This is a genomic window from Catellatospora methionotrophica (genome assembly GCF_011297335.1).
GTDB classification, from domain to species: domain Bacteria; phylum Actinomycetota; class Actinomycetes; order Mycobacteriales; family Micromonosporaceae; genus Catellatospora; species Catellatospora methionotrophica.
The window spans coordinates 19,487-37,027 of sequence record NZ_JAAOTJ010000025.1; the positions used below are offsets into that span (position 1 = coordinate 19,487).

Consider the following 17,541-nt stretch of genomic DNA (forward strand, 5'->3'; position numbering starts at 1 on the left):
CCGCGATGCCGCCACCCAAACCGTACGTCCGTCTTGTTTAGTGCGCAAGTCCGTGCCAGACTCCGGGATGTGATTCACCACGTACAGGTCGCCTGCCCCCGGGGCAGCGAGGACGTGCTGCGCGGCTTCTACGTCGGCGTCCTCGGCATGACCGAGAAACCCAAACCCCCGGCGCTCGCGGTCCGCGGCGGCTGCTGGTTCCACGACGAGTTCGGCAGCGAGTTGCACCTCGGTGTCGAGGACGACTTCCGCCCCGCCCGCAAGGCCCACCCAGCCCTGCTGCGCCCCGACCTCGACGCCCTGGCGGCCCGCATCGAGGCCGCCGGATACCCGGTGACCTGGGGCAACGACGAGGTCCCCGGCGTCCGCCGCTTCCACACCGAGGACCCCCACGCCAACCGCCTCGAATTCGTGCTCGTCGAGCAGTAGGCGGCCGGAGGGCCACCGGCTGCGAATTGGTGCTCCACCAGCGGAGCGGGCGGTGGCACGATCCGATCATGATCTCTACGGGCGCGGTCCTCGGGGTGTTCGCGGTGGCGCTGGCCATGGTGCTCACCCCGGGGCCCAACATGATGTATCTCGTGTCACGCAGCATCACCCAGGGCCGCCGGGCGGGGCTGGTCTCGCTGGGCGGCGTCGCGGTCGGCTTCCTGGTCTACCTGACGGCCACGAACCTCGGGCTGTCCGCGCTGTTCGTGGCGGTGCCGTCGCTCTACCTCGCGGTCAAGCTCGCCGGTGCCGCATACCTCGGCTGGCTGGCTTTCAAGACCCTGCGACCCGGCGGCGTATCGGTGTTCGAGCCCACCGCCCTGCCGCCCGACTCGAACCGCCGCCTGTTCACCATGGGCCTGGTCACCAACCTGCTCAACCCCAAGATCGCCATCATGTACCTCTCCCTGATCCCCCAGTTCATCGAGCCGGAGGCCGGTAACGTGCTGGCACAGGGCTTCCTGCTCGGCGCGGTGCAGATCGTCGTCGCGGTCACGGTCAACGGCCTGATCGCCCTGGCGGCGGGCACGATCGCCGGGTTCCTGTCCGGGCGTCCGGTATGGCTGCGCGTCCAGCGCTACCTGATGGGCACGGTGCTCGGCGCGCTCGCCGTCCGCATGGCCACCGACCACGCCCGCCCGACGCCCGCCTGACCGGGAATGTTTGGACGATCGTTGACTGTTCAACTATTGTCAGGGGAACTAAGCTAGTACAGAGGAGGGCGTCATGCCTGCCGTTACCGTCGATGACCTGTTGGTGCTGCCCCGGGTGCCCGTGCCGGCCCAGGCCGCGGTGGAGCGGAAGGTCACGTCGGTGACCGCCGCGCCGTCCGGGTTCGAGGGGGAGGGTTTCCCGGTCCGCCGCGCGTTCGCGGGGGTGGACCTGAAGACCCTGGACCCGTTCATCCACATGGACCAGATGGGCGAGGTCGACTACGCGCCGGGTGAGCCGAAGGGGACCCCGTGGCACCCGCACCGGGGCTTCGAGACGGTCACCTACCTGCTCGACGGCATCTTCCGGCACCAGGACTCGCACGGCGGCGGCGGCCTGATCTCCGACGGCGACACGCAGTGGATGACCGCCGGCAGCGGCCTGCTGCACATCGAGGCCCCGCCGGAGGAGCTGGTCATGTCGGGCGGCCTGTTCCACGGCTTCCAGCTGTGGGTCAACCTGCCCGCCAAGATGAAGATGTCCGCGCCGCGTTACCAGGACATCCGGGCCGGTCAGGTGTCGCTGCTCAGCTCGCCCGACGGCGGTGTGCTGCTGCGCGTCATCGCCGGTGACGTGGCCGGGCACGCGGGGCCGGGTGTCACGCACACGCCGATCGCGCTGGTGCACGCCACGCTCGCGCCGGGGGCGCAGCTGCGGCTGCCGTGGCGGCCGGACTTCAACGCGCTGGTCTACACGCTGGCCGGGTCCGGTTCGGTCGGCACCGACCGGCGTCCGGCGAAGCTGGGCGACCTGGCCGTGTTCGGGGCCGGTGACGTGATCACCATCGAGGCCGACGCGTCGCAGGACAGCCGCAACGCGGCCGGGATGGATGTGCTCATTCTCGGCGGCCAGCCGATCCGCGAGCCGGTGATGGCGTACGGGCCGTTCGTGATGAACACCAAGGCCGAGCTGGTCCAGGCGTTCGAGGACTACCAGGCGGGCAAGCTCGGCGTCATCCCGAGCACGCCCCGCCGGGTCGACGTCGGCAACGCCGACCACCCCGGCCACGACGTCCTCTGACCTCAGGCAGTCCACAAGGGCGCCTTCCCCGCGTGAAGCGTGGGAAGGCGCCCTTTCTCGTGCCCGCCTGCCCTCACGGGACGGGGGGCAGGGGCGGCGTCGGGATGGGGAGTTCGGGGATCGGCGGGAGGCTCGGGTCGATGGGCAGTCCGGGTGCGGCGCCGCCGAGCACGATGGAGATCAGGCTGGCCAGCAGGTCGTTGATGCTGGTCAGCAGTTCGGTGATGGCATCCATGGGATCCACCTTCCGTAGCGCGGTCGCGGAGGTGTGGCGACCGATTAGGACCATTTGATAGCTAATACCCGACATGTGACAAGGGTTGACGAGCTTTCGGAGGACCACGGACGGGGTGATCTTTCAGGCGGATGCCGTCTACACGTCAAAGATTGCAAGGGCTTGCGGAAACATTTCAGTTGCCCGTATGTTGCGGCTGTTGCTCGTGTGACGCCCCCGACACTTCACCCCTCCCGGAGAAGGCCCATGGCAGCCCTACGCGCCCTCGTGCGCCCCGCGGCACTTCGCAAAGCGTTGAGAAACCCCCGCACCCTGCTCATCGGACTGCTGGCGCTGGTGCTGGCGGCGGCCCCGTTCGTAGTTGTCCGCGCGATGAGCGGCGACGGGCCCACCCAGTGGGTCGAGGCTGGTGACACCTACTGGGCCGACGAACCCACCGAGGCCGCGCTCGCGCAGAAGAGCACGCCACGGCGAAGGGCCGAGCAGTTCTACTTCGTGCTGCCGGACCGGTTCGCCAACGGCGACCCCCGCAACGACAGGGGCGGGCTGTCCGGCGACCGGCTCAAGACCGGCCTGGACAAGACCGACAAGGGCTTCTACCACGGCGGCGACCTGGCAGGCCTGATCGACAAGCTGGACTACGTGCAGGGCCTGGGCACGACCGCGATCTGGCTCGCGCCGGTGTTCCAGAACCGGCCGGTGCAGGGCACGGGCGCGGACGCCTCGGCCGGTTACCACGGCTACTGGATCACCGACTTCACCCAGGTCGACCCGCACTTCGGCACCAACGCCGACCTGAAGAAGCTGGTCAAGCTCGCGCACCAGCGGGGCATCAAGATCTACCTAGACGTCATCGTGAACCACACCGCCGACGTCATCGCGTACGAGGAGAACCAGTACTCGTACGTGGACAAGAAGACCAGCCCGTACACCGACGCGGCCGGGCGGGCGTTCGAGGACGTGAACCACGCCGACGGCAGGAACGGGTTCCCGAAGACGGATCGCACGTCGATGCCGTACACCCCGGTGTTCAAGAGCCCTGCCGACGCGAAGGCGAAGACGCCCGCGTGGCTGAACGACCCGACGATGTACCACAACCGGGGCGACTCGACGTTCTCCGGCGAGAACAGCACCTACGGCGACTTCTTCGGCCTGGACGACCTGTGGACCGAGCGGCCCGAGGTCGTGCGCGGCATGACCCAGGTGTACTCGGACTGGATCTCCTCCACCGGCGTCGACGGCTTCCGCCTGGACACGGCCAAGCACGTGAACATGGAGTTCTGGCCGCAGTTCAGCCAGGGCATCGCGATCAACGCGCGCAAGGCGGGCAAGCCCGACTTCTTCATGTTCGGCGAGGTCTACTCGGCCGACCCGAACATCATGTCGAGCTACGTGCGCCAGGGCCGCCTGCAGGCCACCCTCGACTTCGGCTTCCAGGCCGCCGCGCAGGGCTTCGTCACCGGCGGCTCGGGCCAGGGCCTGGCCGACCTGTACGCCGCAGACGGCCTCTACACCTCGCCCGGCACCGACGCGTCCACCCTGCCGACGTTCCTCGGCAACCACGACATGGGCCGCATCGGCACGTTCATCAGCAACAGCGGTGTCGACACCGCGACGGCGCTGCAGCGCGACCGGCTCGCGCACGAGCTGATGTTCCTGACCCGTGGCCAGCCGGTCGTCTACTCCGGCGACGAGCAGGGCTTCACCGGCAACGGCGGGGACAAGGACGCCCGGCAGGACATGTTCGCCAGCCAGGTCGCCGACTACCTCGACGACGACCTGCTCGGCACCGACCGCACCCACGCCTCAGACCAGTTCGACACCGCGCACCCGCTCTACCGCGCGATCGCCGGGCTGGGCGCGCTGCGCCAGGCACATGCGGCTCTGCGTGACGGCGTGCAGGTGACCCGGCACGCGGGCGACGGCGTGTTCGCGTTCTCCCGCATCGACCCGGCGCAGCGCGTCGAGTACCTGGTGGCGTCGAACAGCGGCACCGGCCCGAAGACCGTCACCGTGGACACCGCGACCGCGAACGCCGCGTTCGGGCAGCTCTACCCGGTCGCGGGCGACGGCGCGACGGCCGCCGCCGACGGCAGGGTGACCATCACGGTCCCCGCGCTGTCCAGCATCGTGCTGCGCGCCGACCGGGCCCTGCCGAGCGCCGCTGCCCCGCAGATCGCGATCACCGCCCCGGATGCGGGCGCGAAGGTCGCCACCCGGACCGCCGTCACCGCCCGGGTCACCGGCGACCCGCTGTCCACGGTCACCTTCGCGGCGCGGGTCGGCACCGGCCCGTGGAAGCTGCTCGGCACCTCGAACGCCGTCGGCGAGCACACCGTGTCCCACGACCTGACCGGCCTGGCCGGTGGCACGGCCGTCACCTACAAGGCCGTCGTACGCGACAGCGCGGGCCGCACCGCGTCCACGACCAGCGCCATCACCGTCGCCTCGCCCGCACAGGCCGCGCAGCGGGAGTACGTGCTGGTCCACTACCAGCGCGGTGACGGCGACTACGACCCGTGGGGCCTCTACACCTGGGGCGACATCGACGGCTCGATGGAGCACCCGTGGCCGCAGGGCCAGCCGTTCGCCGGAGAGGACTCCTACGGGCGTTTCGCCTGGGTGAAGGTCAAGCCGGGCGCGACCAGCGTCGGGTTTCTCGTCGTCGACGGTTCCGGCGGCAAGGACGTCGACGCGGACCGCAGCGTCGACCCGAGCCGGGTCGGCGAGATCTGGCTGAAATCGGGCGACGCGACCGTCTACCCCTCCCGCGCGGCGGCCACCGGCAAGGTCGACATGCACTACCGCCGGACCGACGGGAACTACAGCGGCTGGGGCCTGCACCTGTGGGGTGACGGACTGGCCTCCGGGGCGGGCACCGACTGGTCCGCTCCGCGCCAGCCGGACGGCACGGACGCTTTCGGCGCACACTGGAGTGTGCCCGTCGGCGACGCGACCAAGCCGGTGAACTTCATCGTGCACCGGGGCGACGAGAAGGACCCGAACGCCGACCTCGCCATGGACATGGGCGTCGGCGAGGCCTGGCTCGCGCCCGGCGACGCGACCGTGCACCCGACCCGGGCCGCCGCCGAGCAGACCGCTGTGCTGCACCTGCGCCGCGCGGACGGGAACTACGACGGCTGGGGCCTGCACCTCTGGGACGGCAACGCCAACCCCGTGGAGTGGGGCAGCCCGATGCTGCCGACCGGCACCGACGCGTTCGGCGCGTACTGGCGGATCCCGCTGGTCGACGGCGCGACCGGGGTGAACTACATCATCCACAAGGGCGACGAGAAGGACCTGCCGGGCGACCAGCGGCTGAACCTCGCGACGTTCGGCAACGAGGCCTGGATCCTGTCCGGCCGGCAGGCCTACCTGCGGCCGTCGGTCAAGGGCGCGGCTCTGGACATCGACCTGACCACGTCGTCCGCCCAGTTCCTCGACCGGGGCACCATCGCGTGGAACAAGCACGACCCTGACGGCAAGGTGTACGACCTGGTCGTGGCCCCGAACGGCGGCCTGTCCGTGGTGGACGGCGCGCTGGCCGGGGACTTCACGAAGATCCGGCTGTCCGCGTCGGGCGGCCTGTCCGAGGCGCAGCGGCAGAGGTTCCCGCACCTGTGGGCGTACGGGGCGTTCGACGTGAACTCCACGGTCGCGGGCCTCAGGAACGCGCTGCGTGGGCAGCTCGTGGTCACCGAGAGCGACCACGAGGGCAGGCTGCTGTCCGCGACCGGGGTGCAGATCCCGGGCGCGCTCGACGACGTGTACTCCGCCGCGGCCAAGGCCGTGCTCGGACCGGTGTTCACTAAGGGCAGGCCCAGCCTGGCGCTGTGGGCCCCGACCGCCAAGGACGTGAAACTGGAGCTGTTCGACAGCCCGTCGGCGACCCCGCGGACCGTGTCCATGGTCCGCGACGACACCACCGGCGTGTGGAAGGTCGACGGGTCCGCCGACTGGACCGGTAAGTACTACCGGTTCCAGGTCACCGTGTGGCAGCCCGCCAAGGGGCAGGTCGTCACCGCGTCGGTCACCGACCCGTACGCCGTCGCGCTGTCGGCGAACTCGACGCACAGCCAGCTCGTCGACCTGGCCAAGCTGCCGGGCGCGGCGGTGAAGTCCCCGTCCTACACGGGCCGGGCCCAGATCCAGGAGCTGTCGGTGCGCGACTTCTCCGTCGCGGACCCGACGGTGCCGCAGGACCGGCGGGGCACGTACGCCGCGTTCACCGACCCGCAGACCGCAGGCATGCGGCACCTCAGGTCGCTGGCCGACGCCGGGGTCTCGCACCTGCACCTGCTGCCGGTGTTCGACTTCGCGACCATCCCGGAGCGGCGCGCCGACCAGCAGCAGCCCGCCTGCGACCTGGCGTCGCTGCCCCGGGACTCGGCGCGGCAGCAGGAGTGCGTCGGCGCGGCCGCCGCGACCGACGGCTACAACTGGGGCTACGACCCGCTGCACTACACCGTGCCCGAGGGCGGCTACGCGACCGACCCCGAAGGCAGCGCCCGCAACGTCGAATTCCAGTCCATGGTGGACGGCATCCACCGGTCCGGCCTGCGCGTCGTGCTCGACGTCGTCTACAACCACACCTCGGCGGCGGGCGACGACCCGAAGTCGGTGCTCGACCGGATCGTGCCCGGCTACTACCAGCGGCTGCTCGACGACGGCACGGTGGCCAACTCGACCTGCTGCGCCAACACCGCCCCCGAGCACGCCATGATGGGCAAGCTCGTGGTCGACTCGCTGGTCACCTGGGCGAAGACGTACCGGGTGGACGGGTTCCGGTTCGACCTGATGGGACACCACCCGAAGCAGAACCTGCTCGACGTGCGGGCCGCGCTGGACAAGCTGACCCTGGCCGAGGACGGCGTCGACGGCAGGGCGATCCTGCTCTACGGCGAGGGCTGGAACTTCGGCGAGGTCGCCAACGACGCCCGGTTCGTGCAGGCCACCCAGGCCAACATGGCCGGCACGGGCATCGCCACGTTCAACGACCGGCTGCGTGACGCCGTACGCGGCGGGGGGCCGTTCGACGACAACCCGCGGATCCAGGGCTTCGCGTCGGGGCTGTTCACCGACCCGAACGGGGACGCGGCCAACGGCACCGCCGAGCAGCAGCGGGCGCGGCTGCTGCACCAGCAGGACCAGATCAAGGTCGGCCTGACCGGCAACCTGGCCGGGTTCACGTTCAACGACTCGGCGGGCAACAGGGTCAGCGGCGCGGAGGTGGACTACAACGGCGCACCGGCCGGGTACACCAAGGCCCCGGCGGAGGCGGTCACCTACGTCGACGCGCACGACAACGAGATCCTGTTCGACGCGCTGGCCTACAAGCTGCCCGCGAGCACCCCGGCGCTGGACCGGGCCCGGATGCAGGTGCTGGCGCTGTCGACGGTGGTGCTCAGCCAGGGCACCGGGTTCGTCACCGCCGGTTCTGACCTGCTGCGCAGCAAGTCGCTGGACCGCAACTCGTACAACTCCGGCGACTGGTTCAACGCCATCCGCTGGGACTGCGCGAGCGGCAACGGGTTCGGGCTCGGCCTGCCCCCGGCGGCCGACAACGAGAGCAAGTGGGCGTACGCGAAACCCCTGCTGGCCGATCCGGCCATGGTGCCCTCGTGCGAGGCGATCAACCTCGCCGGGGACCGGTTCGCCGAGCTGCTGCGGGTCCGCGCGTCCAGCCCGCTGTTCTCCCTGCGTACGCAGGCCGACGTGCAGCAGGCGGTGTCGTTCCCGCTGTCCGGGGCCGCCGAGACCCCGGGCGTGATCACGATGGTGATCCGGAAGGACGGCAGGACGGTCGTGGTGGTCTTCAACGCCACCACGTCGAGCACCACGCAGACCGTCGCGTCCCTCAAGAACGCGCGGCTCGGCCTGCACCCGGTGCTCGCCGGCTCGGCCGACCCGCTGGTGCGGCAGTCCGCGTACACGGCGTCCACGGGCGGGTTCACCGTTCCGGGCCGTACCGTGGCGGTCTTCGTCACGAAGTGACACGGGAAGGGCGGGCGTCCCCGTGGGACGCCCGCCCTCTTGCATCGATCCCTACCTTCCCGACGCGGCAGCGCGCCCGGTTGGTGGGGTGGATCAGCCGGGCAGTCGCGGGCCCTGCTCGCGCTGGGCGGCGAACCAGGTCTCGACCTCGGTCGACGTGCGGGGCAGGCCCGCCGAGAGGTTGACCGCGCCGTCCTTGGTGACCAGCACGTCGTCCTCGATGCGGATGCCGACGCCGCGCAGCTCGGCGGGGACCAGCTCGTCCTCGGGCTGGAAGTACAGGCCCGGCTCGACGGTGAGCACGTAGCCCTCGTCCAGCGCGCCGTCCTTGTACGTCTCGTGCCGGGCGTGCGCGCAGTCGTGTACGTCGATGCCGAGCATGTGGCCGAAGCCGTGCAGGGTCCACCGGCGGTAGATGGTGGACTCCTTAGACATCGCCTCGTCCACGCTCACCGGCAGGATGCCCAGCTCGTGCAGCCCTTCGGCGAGCACCCGCATGCAGGTGGTGTGCACGTCGGCGAACTTGACGCCCGGCTTGATGAAGTCCATGCCGGCCTGCTGCGAAGCGTGCACGATGTCGTACACCTGGCGCTGCAGTGGCGTGAACGTGCCGCTGACCGGCAGCGTACGGGTCACGTCGGCGGTGTAGAGGTTGCGGTTCTCGATGCCCATGTCCAGCAGCAGCAGCTCGCCCGGGGTCGTCCGGCCGTCGTTGCGGATCCAGTGCAGCACGGTGGCGTTGCCGCCCGCGCCGACGATCGAGCTGTACCCGACGGTGTTGCCGTCGTGGCGGGCACGCAGGCCGAACACGCCGTCGATCAGGCGCTCGGAGATCGCGCGGTCGGCCGGGATGATCCGGGCCACGTCCTCGAAGCCGCGTACGGTCGCGTCGATCGCGTCCTGCAGCTGCGCGATCTCCCACTCGTCCTTGACCAGCTTCATCTCGGAGATCGTGTACGCCAGCTCGCGGTCGCGCTCCGGGGTGGTCGCCCGGACCAGGCCGTCGACGTGCGGGTCGAGGCCGCGCAGCACCCGGGTGCGGCCGGGCGCGAGGTCGTTGAGGACGTCGGCGAGCGTGTCGAGGTGCGCGGTCTCCACGCCCAGCTCGGCGGACTTCTCGCGCAGCGTGTGGCGGCGGCCGATCCACAGCTCGCCGTAGCGGCGGTCCTTGAAGAACTCGTCGGTGTCGCGCGGCGAGCGCGGGCGCACGTACAGCACGGCGTCGTGGCCCGAGCCGTTGGGCCGCAGGACCAGCACGCTCTCCGGGTCGTGTTCCCCGGTCAGGTAGACGAAGTCGCTGCCCGGACGGTACGGGAAGTCGGTGTCGTTGGCCCGCACCATCTCGCGCCCGGACGGGATCACCAGCGTCTCGCCGGGGAACGCGGCCGACAGCGCGGAGCGCCGCTTGGCATGGTTCGGGGCCTCCGCCCGCAGGGTCACCGGGAGCTCGGTGTCGCTCCATCCGGTGCGCATGAACTGCAGGAACTTCTCCGGGTACGCAGGGTCGTGCGACTCGGTGCCCTTCTTCTCTTCAGTCATATTGCCGTCCTCCGGGCATGGTCTTCGTGTGTTCCGAGCCTATCGCCCGCCGCTAGCTGGCATGATTGCCCACGTGTGTGGACTTTTGGCCTTTTTCAGTAGTCAGGGCACGGTTGATGCGTACTCGGGCCCCCTTCGCGAGGCCCTGGAACGGCTGCACCACCGGGGTCCCGACGACACCGGGCTGGACGTCGTCGACACCGACGCGATCTTCGCGCACAAGCGGCTGGCGATCATCGACGTCGAGTTCTCCAAGGAGCCGCTGCCCTGGTCGCCGCCCGGCCCGGACAGCGCCGACTCGGCCGAGGCCCGCTACCTGCTCACCTTCAACGGGGAGATCTACAACTACCTGGAGTTGCGCCAGGAGCTGATCGACGAGCACGGCGCGAAGTTCGCCACCCAGGGTGACGGTGAGGTCATCGTGGCGGGATACCACTACTGGGGAGAGGCGGTCCTGGACCGGCTGCGGGGCATGTTCGCCTTCGTGATCTGGGACCGGCACGAGCGGCTGGCCTTCGGGGCGCGCGACGGGTTCGGCATCAAGCCCCTGCACTACCTGCAGACCGTCGACGGGCTGTTCCTGGCCAGCGAGAAGAAGGCGCTGCTCCCGTTCGCGCCCAGCGCCGCGGCGGGCAACGCGGGCATCGACCCCGTGCAGTTGTCGCACCTGCTGACCTTCCAGTACGTGCCGGAGCCGCACACGCTGCACCACGGCATCGAGCGCATCGGCTCGGGGGAGTGCCTGACCTGGCGGCCCGGCCCGGTCGGCGAGCGCACCGGCGGGCAGCTGACCAAGCGCCGCTGGTTCCGGCCGGTGCTGCGCCCGCGGCTGTCGGTCGACGACCCGAAGCGGCTGTTCGCCCAGATCCACGAGACGCTGCGCGAGAGCGTACGGCTGCACATGCGCTCCGACGTGCCCGTCGGCGCGTTCCTGTCCAGCGGCATCGACTCCACCGCTGTGGTCGCGCTGGCCCGCGAGTGGAATCCGAACATCCTGACCTTCACGGTCGGCTTCGACGTGCCCGGCTACTCCGAGATCGACGTGGCCCAGGAGTCGGCCCGGCACCTCGGCGTCACCACGATCCCGACCAAGATCGGCGCGAAGGAGATGATGGAGGCGCTGCCGCGCATCGTCTGGCACCTCGACGACCCGGTCGCCGACCCGTCCCTGGTCCCGCTCTACCACGTCGCGCAGACCGCCGCGAAGCACGTCACCGTGGTGCTGTCGGGTGAGGGCGCGGACGAGTTCTTCGGCGGATACGGCATCTACCGCGAGCCGCTGTCGCTGGCCCCGCTGACCGGGCTGCCGCACTCGTTCCAGCGCGGCCTGCGCGCCATCTCCAAGGCGATCCCGCGCGGCATGCGCGGCAAGAGCTACCTGGAGCGCGGCACCACCCCGCTGACCGAGCGGTTCAGCGGCAACTCGCGCATCTTCACCGACGACGCCGAGATCCGCCGCCTGCTGCGCCGCCGCGAGTCGCTCGACGCCCGCTTCACCGACGTGACCGCCCCGCTGTACGCCGAAGCGGCCGCCGACGGCCTCGACGACGTGGCCACCATGCAGTACGTCGACATCCACACCTGGCTGCGCGGCGACGTGCTGGTCAAGGCCGACCGCATGTCCATGGCGCACTCGCTGGAACTGCGGGTGCCGTTCCTGGACCGCGAGGTCTTCGCCGTCGCGTCGAAGATCCCGCTGGAGCTGAAGGTGCCGCCGCGCTCCCACGCGACGAAGTACGCCATGCGCCGGGCCCTGGAACAGGTCGTGCCGCCCGCCATCGTGAACCGGCCGAAGCTGGGCTTCCCGACCCCGACCCGGGTCTGGCTGGCCGGCGAGATGTACGACTGGGCCCGCGAGATCCTGCACACCTCCGGCGCCGACGACCTGCTCGACCTGTCCTATGTCGACGGCCTGCTCAAGGAGCACCGGGCCGGGGGCGCGGACAACTCCCGCAAGATCTGGACGGTGCTCGTCTTCTGCGTCTGGCACTCCATCTTCGTGGCCCGCACGCTCGATCCGGGCGTCGGCCGCAACGAGTCCGCCCTGCTGACGAAACCCGTCGTCGGCTCCATGGTTTCCTAACCGTCACCGTAGTGACATGCTGACTCTGACAACAGACGCCGCGCACGCGTCCGCACTGTCACACCGTCCAGGTGCGACACCGCAGGCCGCGACCGGTGGAACCGTCAGGGGAGGCGGGATGGCGCAGCCGGTCCTGGTGGAAGTCTCGTCCCTGCTCAGACCAGATGCTCTGGTCGCCGCCCGGGGGCTCTGGCGCGCGCCGGGCCCCCCTCGGCTGCTGCACGCCGACATCGCGGGCCTGCCCGACAGTGCGGTGCCCTGGCTGTGGGAGGTGGCGGAGGAGTTCGGCCGCGACGCCGACCTGACCGTGCTGAGCGGCGCCGACGTGGTCCGCAGGCACGGGCCGGTCCCGCCGCTGCGGCCCGCCCGGCGGCTGCGTGCTCTGGGCCGTGGCGCGGTGCTGCTGGTGTGCGGCCCGGCGGTGTCGATCCTGATCTGCGACGACCCGGACGGCAGGCCCCGCGCCGACGGTCCGAATGACGTCGTGATCGGACTGCCGGTCACGCCGACGTTACCGAACCTGCAGGCCGCGCTGGGTTCCGGCGGTGTGCCGTGGGACGCACCGGGCTGGTTGGATCTAGCGAATCACGCCGCCGCGGCCTAAGGTGCCTTAGTGCCCCACGTACCAGACACGGACAACGACGACACCTCACCCGAAGGCCTCTTCGCCGTGCTGCGCCACGCGGTGCTCGACGGCCCCGGTTCGACGCCGTCGCGGGTGCGCCACGTCGTCGCCCACGCCAAGCTCGACGAGGTCTCCCACGAGCTGCGCGGCTACGTCGACACGATGCGCGAGCACGCCTGGAGCAGCACCGACGAGCAGGTCCGCGACCTGCTGACCGTGGGCTGGTCCGAGGACCAGGTGTACGAGCTGACCGTGGCCGTGGCGCTGGGCGCCGGGCAGCGGCGGCTGGACGCCGGGCTCGCCGCGATCACGCGGGCGCGGACCCGGTCGGCCGACGAGGCCACGGTCCCGGTCGTCGTGCCCGCCCAGCCGGCCGCGCCCCAGCCGGCCGCGCCCCGGCCGGACAGCCTGCGGGCGGAGGTGGCGCGGCATGCGGCTGCCTAGCCTGAGCCGTTCCTGGCGCTTCAGCGACCGGGTCAAACTCAAGATGATCCGGCTCGCCAGCGGCCGCCCGCCCGCCGACATCCTCAAGATCCTGCACTACCGCCGGGAGTTCTTCGGCGAGCCGTTCAGCGCCTGGGTGCACCAGGTGCTGCGCGGCCCGTCCGAGTGGAGCATCGCCGAGCGGGAGCTGATGGCGACCTTCGTGTCGCACCTCAACCAGTGCCGCTTCTGCGAGGGCAGCCACGGCGCGATCGTCGACGCGACGCTCGGGCGCGAACTGACCGCCGCGGTGCTGGCCGACTGGCGCACCGCACCGCTGCGGCCCGCGCTGCGGGCGGCGCTGGCGCTGCTGGAGCCGCTGACCCTGCGCCCCGGCGACGTCGGCCCCGAGTTGGTCGAGGCGGCCTACGCGGCCGGCGTCACCGAGCAGGGTGCACGCGACGTCGTGCACATCTGCGCGATCTTCTGCACCATCAACCGGGTCGCCGACGCGGTCGACTTCGCGATCCCGGACGACAAGGGCTTCCAGGGCGACGCCTACCAGCTGCTCAAGCGCGGTTACGCGATCGGCTGAGCTCAGCCGATCGTGTTCGGCGTGGCCGCGTCCAGCTGGGCGTAGCCGCGCCGGACCGCGTGCTCGGCCTCGCGCAGCCCGGCCTCGCCCCAGCGGGCCAGCGAACTGGCAGCGGCCACCTTCGCCACGTCGCCGCCGTCGCGGTGCGCCTCGCGGATCAGCCAGTCCAGGGCGGCCAGCTCGTCATGGGCCATGGTCAGGAATTCGAGGTCGACGGGCTCACCGTGGCCCGGCACCACCACCGTGTCCGGCCCGACCGTACGCGCCAGCGCGCGCAGCGTCTCCGGCCAGTCCAGCGGGTACGCGTCGGCGAACCCCGGCGGGGCGCCCTCCTCGACCAGGTCACCGGCGACCAGCACGTCGTCGACGCGTACCACCAGGTCACCGGCGGTGTGGCCGCGGCCGTGCCAGGCCAGGCTCACCTGGCGGCCGCCGATGTCGATCAGTTCCTCGCGCTCCACCGGGCTGTCCGGCGCGCGCAGCGTCACCCGGCCCAGCTCCCGGGCGACGTGCTCGTCGTCGGCGAGCAGTTCCTGTTCCCAGGCGCGCTGCCACTGGCGGCCGTGCTCGCGTAGCTCGCGTACGCACTCGCGGTGCCCCCAGATCGGGGTCGCCGGCCCGGCCAGCGTCGCGTTGCCGAAGCAGTGGTCGAAGTGGAAGTGCGTGTTCACGATGCCCAGCGGCTTGGCGGTCACCCGCAGCACGGCTTCGGCCAGTTCCCGGGCCTGGGCCTCGGTGGACAGCGTGTCCACCAGCAGCGCGCCGGTCTCACCGGTGATCAGCGTGCAGTTGACCCGCAGGTACGGGTACACCAGCACGAACACCCCGTCGGCGAGCTCGGTGAACTCCGTCATGCCCCCGTCGCCTTCTCCACGAAGCGGTGCCGGTCCACCAGCACCCGCTCCACCCGACCCTCCGCCGCCACCGCCTCGCCGTCGCGCACGGTCACCTCGAAGGTGAGCTTGCGGCCGTCGACCTTGGTCAGCAGCGCCTCCGCCACCACGGTACGGCCTACCGGCGTCGGCGACCGGTGATCCAGCTCGACACGCGTCCCGACCGTGGTCTGCCCGGATTCCAGCACCCGCGCGGTCGCCGCGACCGTGGCCGCCTCCACCAGCGCGACCACCCGCGGCGTGCCGAGCACGCCGACGTCACCCGAGCCGAGCGCCTGCGCCGTGTCCGCGTCACTCACCGTCAACTGCACCTTCGCCGTCAGGCCTGCCGTGAGCTGCTGCATGCGCCACAGCCTAGGCGCACATCCGGCCACCCGCACCCGCCCGGCTGGGGTCACCCGCCGGGGTGGCGTGCTCCGGCACGTACACATTGGAGGTGATCATGCCGGTCAGCGCCCCGCGACCCAATAGAGCTGCTTGTGTCCGCGGGCCTCCATCTCGGCGGCCAGCGCGTCGGCCTCCTCGCGGCTCTCGCACCGGCGGACCTCGTACCGGTTGCCGTTGTCGTCCTGCCGCCACACGACCCAGTGCGCCGGTCTGTCCTCAGCGGTCATCGGTCTCCTCACACGGCTAGGGCGCGGGCCGCGCGGGCTCGGGTGGTGAGCTCGTCGGCCCAGGTGAAGGCCTCGGCGAGCGGGCGGTGCGCCGCCGCGGCCGGGGTCGACCCGGCGACGTCGACGTACACCGTGGCCAGGCCGAGGCGACGCTGCCAGGGACCCTCGGTGACGCGCACGCTCTGGATCCGGGCGTACGGCACCACGGTCAGCTGGCGGGTCAGCAGGCCGTCGACGGTGGCGAACGCGTGCTCGGTCAGTCCCGCCGCCAGCACCCGGCGGCGCAGCGGAGCCAGCCAGCGGGCCTGGTCGGGCACCGGGGACAGGCGCAGCGCCGTGATGTCCAGGCCGGGCAGGGCCAGCGGGATGATCGCCCGCGCGGTGTCGACGGTCGCCACCGGCAGCAGCCGGTCGGTCTCGGCCCGGCTCTGCTGGCCGTCGGCGCTCACCGCGTTCTGTCCCGCGACGGCGAGGGTGACCCGCAGCCAGCCCTTGCCGCGCCAGAGCAGCGGCCAGGTCACCGCCAGCGACTGGATGCGCTGCGCGCCGACCACCTGGCTGCGCGTCTCCAGGAGCCCGTGCCGGATGCGCAGGCGCTCCTGCGCGGCCCGCCCGATCCGGAAGTTCCAGAAGTTGAGGATGCGCATCACGGGCGCGCCGATGGTGCCCGCGACCGCGGTGACCATGCTGGCGACCGCGAAGACGCCGAAGTCGCTGTTGAAGGCCAGCTGGCCGACGATGTAGAGGACGGCCAGCGGGGTGAACATGACCGGCGGGGTCAGGAACTGGCTGACCACCACGTCGTTGTTGTCGACCCGGTAGAGGTCGGGCTCCTCGGGCCGGGCCGCCTCGGGCGCGGCGGTCTCGGCGGCCGGGGCAGCGGTGCGGCTGGCCAGCGCCAGTAGGCGGGTACGCAGCGCGTCGGCCTCGGCCAGCGGCAGGAACGCCAGCGGGGCCTCCGCCTTGCCCGCACCGGCGACGTCCAGCTTCAGCTCGGCGAGCCGGGCCGGGCGGGCCAGCACCGGCTGCACCACCTCGATCGACTGGAGCCGCTCCAGCGGCACCGCGCGGGTGCGTCGGAACAGCACGCCCTCGTGGATGCGCAGCTCCCGGCCGACCACCTCGTAACCGGTGAAGCGCCAGGCGACGGCCGAGTAGAGCAGTACGAGCACCAGCAGGCCGAGCAGCACCAGGGCGTACCTGTCCGCCCCGAGGTTCTGCAGGCCGCGCCACGAAACGGCGGCGACGACCAGGAAAAGCGTGCGCACGCTCTTCAGCACAGGGCTGAGCGGGTGCAGCCGCTGTCGCCCGAGCACCGGCTGCCCCGGCCCGACGACCGGGGCGTGCGGAGGCTCAGCGATGGCGGGCTGCTCCGGCCCGGCGGGCGCCGGAGGATCAGGCGGTGTCGCAGGTGTGGTCACAGGCCCTCACCGGCGTCCTCGCCGAGCGCCGCGAGCCGGTCGCGCAGGCGGGCGGCCTCGGCCGGCTCCAGGCCGGGGATGGTCGCGTCGGAGGCCGCGGCGGCGGTGTGCAGCTGCACGGTGGCCAGGCCGAAGGCGCGTTCCAGCGGCCCGGCGACGACGTCGACGAACTGCATGCGGGCGTACGGGACGATGGACAGGTGCCGGACCATGCGGCCGTGCCGGACCAGCAGGTCGCGCTCGCGCTCGGCGTAGCCGTAGGAGCGGGCGGCGCGCACCCCGACCACGCCGCGCACCACGGTGAACGCGAGCACCACGACGCCCGCCGACACGGCCCACCAGGAACCGGTGAGGAACCAGAGCACCGCGCAGACGGCGAGCATCACGGCGGTGCTGATGGCGATCCTGGTCAGTTCCAGGCCCACCAGCCGGGCCGAGACGGGACGCCAGGTGACCTCGCCCGGCCAGGGGTCGAGGGCGCTGCGCGCGGGGTCGGCCGACGCGGTGTGCAGGACTGCTTCGGGGCGCGGCTCGGTCACGTTCCGACGATAGACGATCAGGCCACGGGCAGCGTCTCGCGCAGGAAGCCCCGCGCGGACAGGAAGTCGGCCAGGGTCTGGCGGTGCTCGCCGCAGGCGAGCCAGGTCTTGCGCCGCTCGGGATCGTGCAGCTTGGGGTTGTTCCAGCGCAGCTCCCAGACGGCTGCGGCACGGCAGCCCTTGCGCGAGCAGATCAGGGGAGCCCCGGCCTCTAACACGTGCTGGAGCCTACCGGGGCGGCGAAAAAGCCCGAGCTCGGCTCGGGCTGCGGTGGTGCTTGGCGTGCCGGGCGGCCACGGGGGAAGCCGCCCGGCAACGCACGAATATTAACCACGCGCCGGGTGCGGAGGGAAGAGTGCG

General features: G+C 71.4%; 16 protein-coding genes. 8 read left to right on the plus strand and 8 right to left on the minus strand.

Annotated features, from left to right (window positions below):
* The first annotated feature begins 69 nt into the window (after positions 1-69).
* From HAV40_RS33600 to HAV40_RS33610, 3 genes are all read left to right on the plus strand, one after another.
* Positions 70-429: a VOC family protein gene (locus HAV40_RS33600; protein ID WP_166388321.1), complete on the plus strand. Its 360-nt coding sequence runs from the start codon at positions 70-72 to the stop codon at positions 427-429.
* Positions 430-497: 68 nt separating this feature from the next.
* Positions 498-1,142, plus strand: coding sequence for a LysE family translocator (locus HAV40_RS33605; protein WP_166388322.1), 645 nt, complete (start codon positions 498-500; stop codon positions 1,140-1,142).
* A gap of 73 nt (positions 1,143-1,215) precedes the next feature.
* Positions 1,216-2,220, plus strand: a complete 1,005-nt coding sequence (locus tag HAV40_RS33610; protein WP_166388323.1) for a pirin family protein — start codon at positions 1,216-1,218, stop codon at positions 2,218-2,220.
* Positions 2,221-2,293: 73 nt separating this feature from the next.
* Here HAV40_RS33610 and HAV40_RS33615 read toward each other — a convergent pair whose 3' ends face one another.
* The gene (locus HAV40_RS33615) at positions 2,294-2,455 is read right to left on the minus strand and encodes a hypothetical protein (protein WP_166388324.1); all 162 of its coding nucleotides are present in this window, start codon (positions 2,453-2,455) and stop codon (positions 2,294-2,296) included.
* Positions 2,456-2,701: 246 nt separating this feature from the next.
* On the opposite strand from HAV40_RS33615, the gene pulA reads away from it, so the two are divergent.
* Entirely contained in the window at positions 2,702-8,449 is a 5,748-nt protein-coding gene (gene pulA / locus HAV40_RS33620) for a pullulanase-type alpha-1,6-glucosidase (RefSeq protein ID WP_239085779.1), read from the plus strand.
* Between the two features lie 93 nt (positions 8,450-8,542).
* Here the strand turns inward: pulA and HAV40_RS33625 are convergent, their stop codons facing one another.
* Positions 8,543-9,988: an aminopeptidase P family protein gene (locus HAV40_RS33625; RefSeq protein ID WP_166388325.1), complete on the minus strand. Its 1,446-nt coding sequence runs from the start codon at positions 9,986-9,988 to the stop codon at positions 8,543-8,545.
* A gap of 73 nt (positions 9,989-10,061) precedes the next feature.
* On the opposite strand from HAV40_RS33625, the gene asnB reads away from it, so the two are divergent.
* The 4 genes from asnB (at position 10,062) to HAV40_RS33645 (ending at position 13,714) form a co-directional block, all read left to right on the plus strand.
* Positions 10,062-12,071, plus strand: coding sequence for an asparagine synthase (glutamine-hydrolyzing) (gene asnB / locus HAV40_RS33630; protein ID WP_166388326.1), 2,010 nt, complete (start codon positions 10,062-10,064; stop codon positions 12,069-12,071).
* Positions 12,072-12,189: 118 nt separating this feature from the next.
* Positions 12,190-12,675: a hypothetical protein gene (locus HAV40_RS33635; RefSeq protein ID WP_166388327.1), complete on the plus strand. Its 486-nt coding sequence runs from the start codon at positions 12,190-12,192 to the stop codon at positions 12,673-12,675.
* A gap of 9 nt (positions 12,676-12,684) precedes the next feature.
* Positions 12,685-13,140 carry a hypothetical protein gene (locus HAV40_RS33640; RefSeq protein WP_166388328.1) on the plus strand — a complete coding sequence of 152 codons (456 nt, stop codon included), beginning with the start codon at positions 12,685-12,687 and terminating at the stop codon, positions 13,138-13,140.
* Positions 13,127-13,714, plus strand: a complete 588-nt coding sequence (locus HAV40_RS33645) for a carboxymuconolactone decarboxylase family protein (RefSeq protein WP_166388329.1) — start codon at positions 13,127-13,129, stop codon at positions 13,712-13,714. Before HAV40_RS33640 ends, HAV40_RS33645 begins: the two co-directional genes overlap by 14 nt.
* A 2-nt stretch (positions 13,715-13,716) precedes the next feature.
* On the opposite strand, the gene HAV40_RS33650 is transcribed toward HAV40_RS33645, so the two are convergent.
* From HAV40_RS33650 to HAV40_RS33675, 6 genes are all read right to left on the minus strand, one after another.
* Positions 13,717-14,568: an MBL fold metallo-hydrolase gene (locus HAV40_RS33650; RefSeq protein WP_166388330.1), complete on the minus strand. Its 852-nt coding sequence runs from the start codon at positions 14,566-14,568 to the stop codon at positions 13,717-13,719.
* A complete protein-coding gene (locus tag HAV40_RS33655; RefSeq protein ID WP_166388331.1) occupies positions 14,565-14,951 on the minus strand; it encodes a thioesterase family protein in 387 nt (128 codons plus the stop codon). The genes HAV40_RS33650 and HAV40_RS33655 overlap by 4 nt, the downstream gene beginning before the upstream one ends.
* Positions 14,952-15,056: 105 nt before the next feature.
* Positions 15,057-15,221: a hypothetical protein gene (locus HAV40_RS33660; RefSeq protein WP_166388332.1), complete on the minus strand. Its 165-nt coding sequence runs from the start codon at positions 15,219-15,221 to the stop codon at positions 15,057-15,059.
* 8 nt (positions 15,222-15,229) lie between these two features.
* Positions 15,230-16,642: a PH domain-containing protein gene (locus HAV40_RS33665; RefSeq protein WP_409364922.1), complete on the minus strand. Its 1,413-nt coding sequence runs from the start codon at positions 16,640-16,642 to the stop codon at positions 15,230-15,232.
* Positions 16,639-17,181: a PH domain-containing protein gene (locus HAV40_RS33670; protein WP_166388333.1), complete on the minus strand. Its 543-nt coding sequence runs from the start codon at positions 17,179-17,181 to the stop codon at positions 16,639-16,641. The genes HAV40_RS33665 and HAV40_RS33670 overlap by 4 nt, the downstream gene beginning before the upstream one ends.
* 17 nt (positions 17,182-17,198) lie before the next feature.
* On the minus strand, positions 17,199-17,399 hold the full coding sequence (locus HAV40_RS33675) for a hypothetical protein (RefSeq protein WP_166388334.1): 201 nt from the start codon (positions 17,397-17,399) through the stop codon (positions 17,199-17,201).
* Between the last annotated feature and the right edge of the window lie 142 nt (positions 17,400-17,541).

What these genes read in the sequence shown, in the direction of transcription:
- HAV40_RS33655 (WP_166388331.1), bottom strand. Translation starts at nt 14,951, where the DNA reads ATGCAGCAGCTCACGGCAGGCCTGACGGCGAAGGTGCAGTTGACGGTG.
- HAV40_RS33650 (WP_166388330.1), bottom strand. Translation starts at nt 14,568, where the DNA reads ATGACGGAGTTCACCGAGCTCGCCGACGGGGTGTTCGTGCTGGTGTAC.
- HAV40_RS33615 (WP_166388324.1), bottom strand. Translation starts at nt 2,455, where the DNA reads ATGGATGCCATCACCGAACTGCTGACCAGCATCAACGACCTGCTGGCC.
- HAV40_RS33610 (WP_166388323.1), top strand. Translation starts at nt 1,216, where the DNA reads ATGCCTGCCGTTACCGTCGATGACCTGTTGGTGCTGCCCCGGGTGCCC.
- HAV40_RS33635 (WP_166388327.1), top strand. Translation starts at nt 12,190, where the DNA reads ATGGCGCAGCCGGTCCTGGTGGAAGTCTCGTCCCTGCTCAGACCAGAT.
- HAV40_RS33605 (WP_166388322.1), top strand. Translation starts at nt 498, where the DNA reads ATGATCTCTACGGGCGCGGTCCTCGGGGTGTTCGCGGTGGCGCTGGCC.
- HAV40_RS33625 (WP_166388325.1), bottom strand. Translation starts at nt 9,988, where the DNA reads ATGACTGAAGAGAAGAAGGGCACCGAGTCGCACGACCCTGCGTACCCG.
- pulA (WP_239085779.1), top strand. Translation starts at nt 2,702, where the DNA reads ATGGCAGCCCTACGCGCCCTCGTGCGCCCCGCGGCACTTCGCAAAGCG.
- HAV40_RS33660 (WP_166388332.1), bottom strand. Translation starts at nt 15,221, where the DNA reads ATGACCGCTGAGGACAGACCGGCGCACTGGGTCGTGTGGCGGCAGGAC.
- HAV40_RS33645 (WP_166388329.1), top strand. Translation starts at nt 13,127, where the DNA reads ATGCGGCTGCCTAGCCTGAGCCGTTCCTGGCGCTTCAGCGACCGGGTC.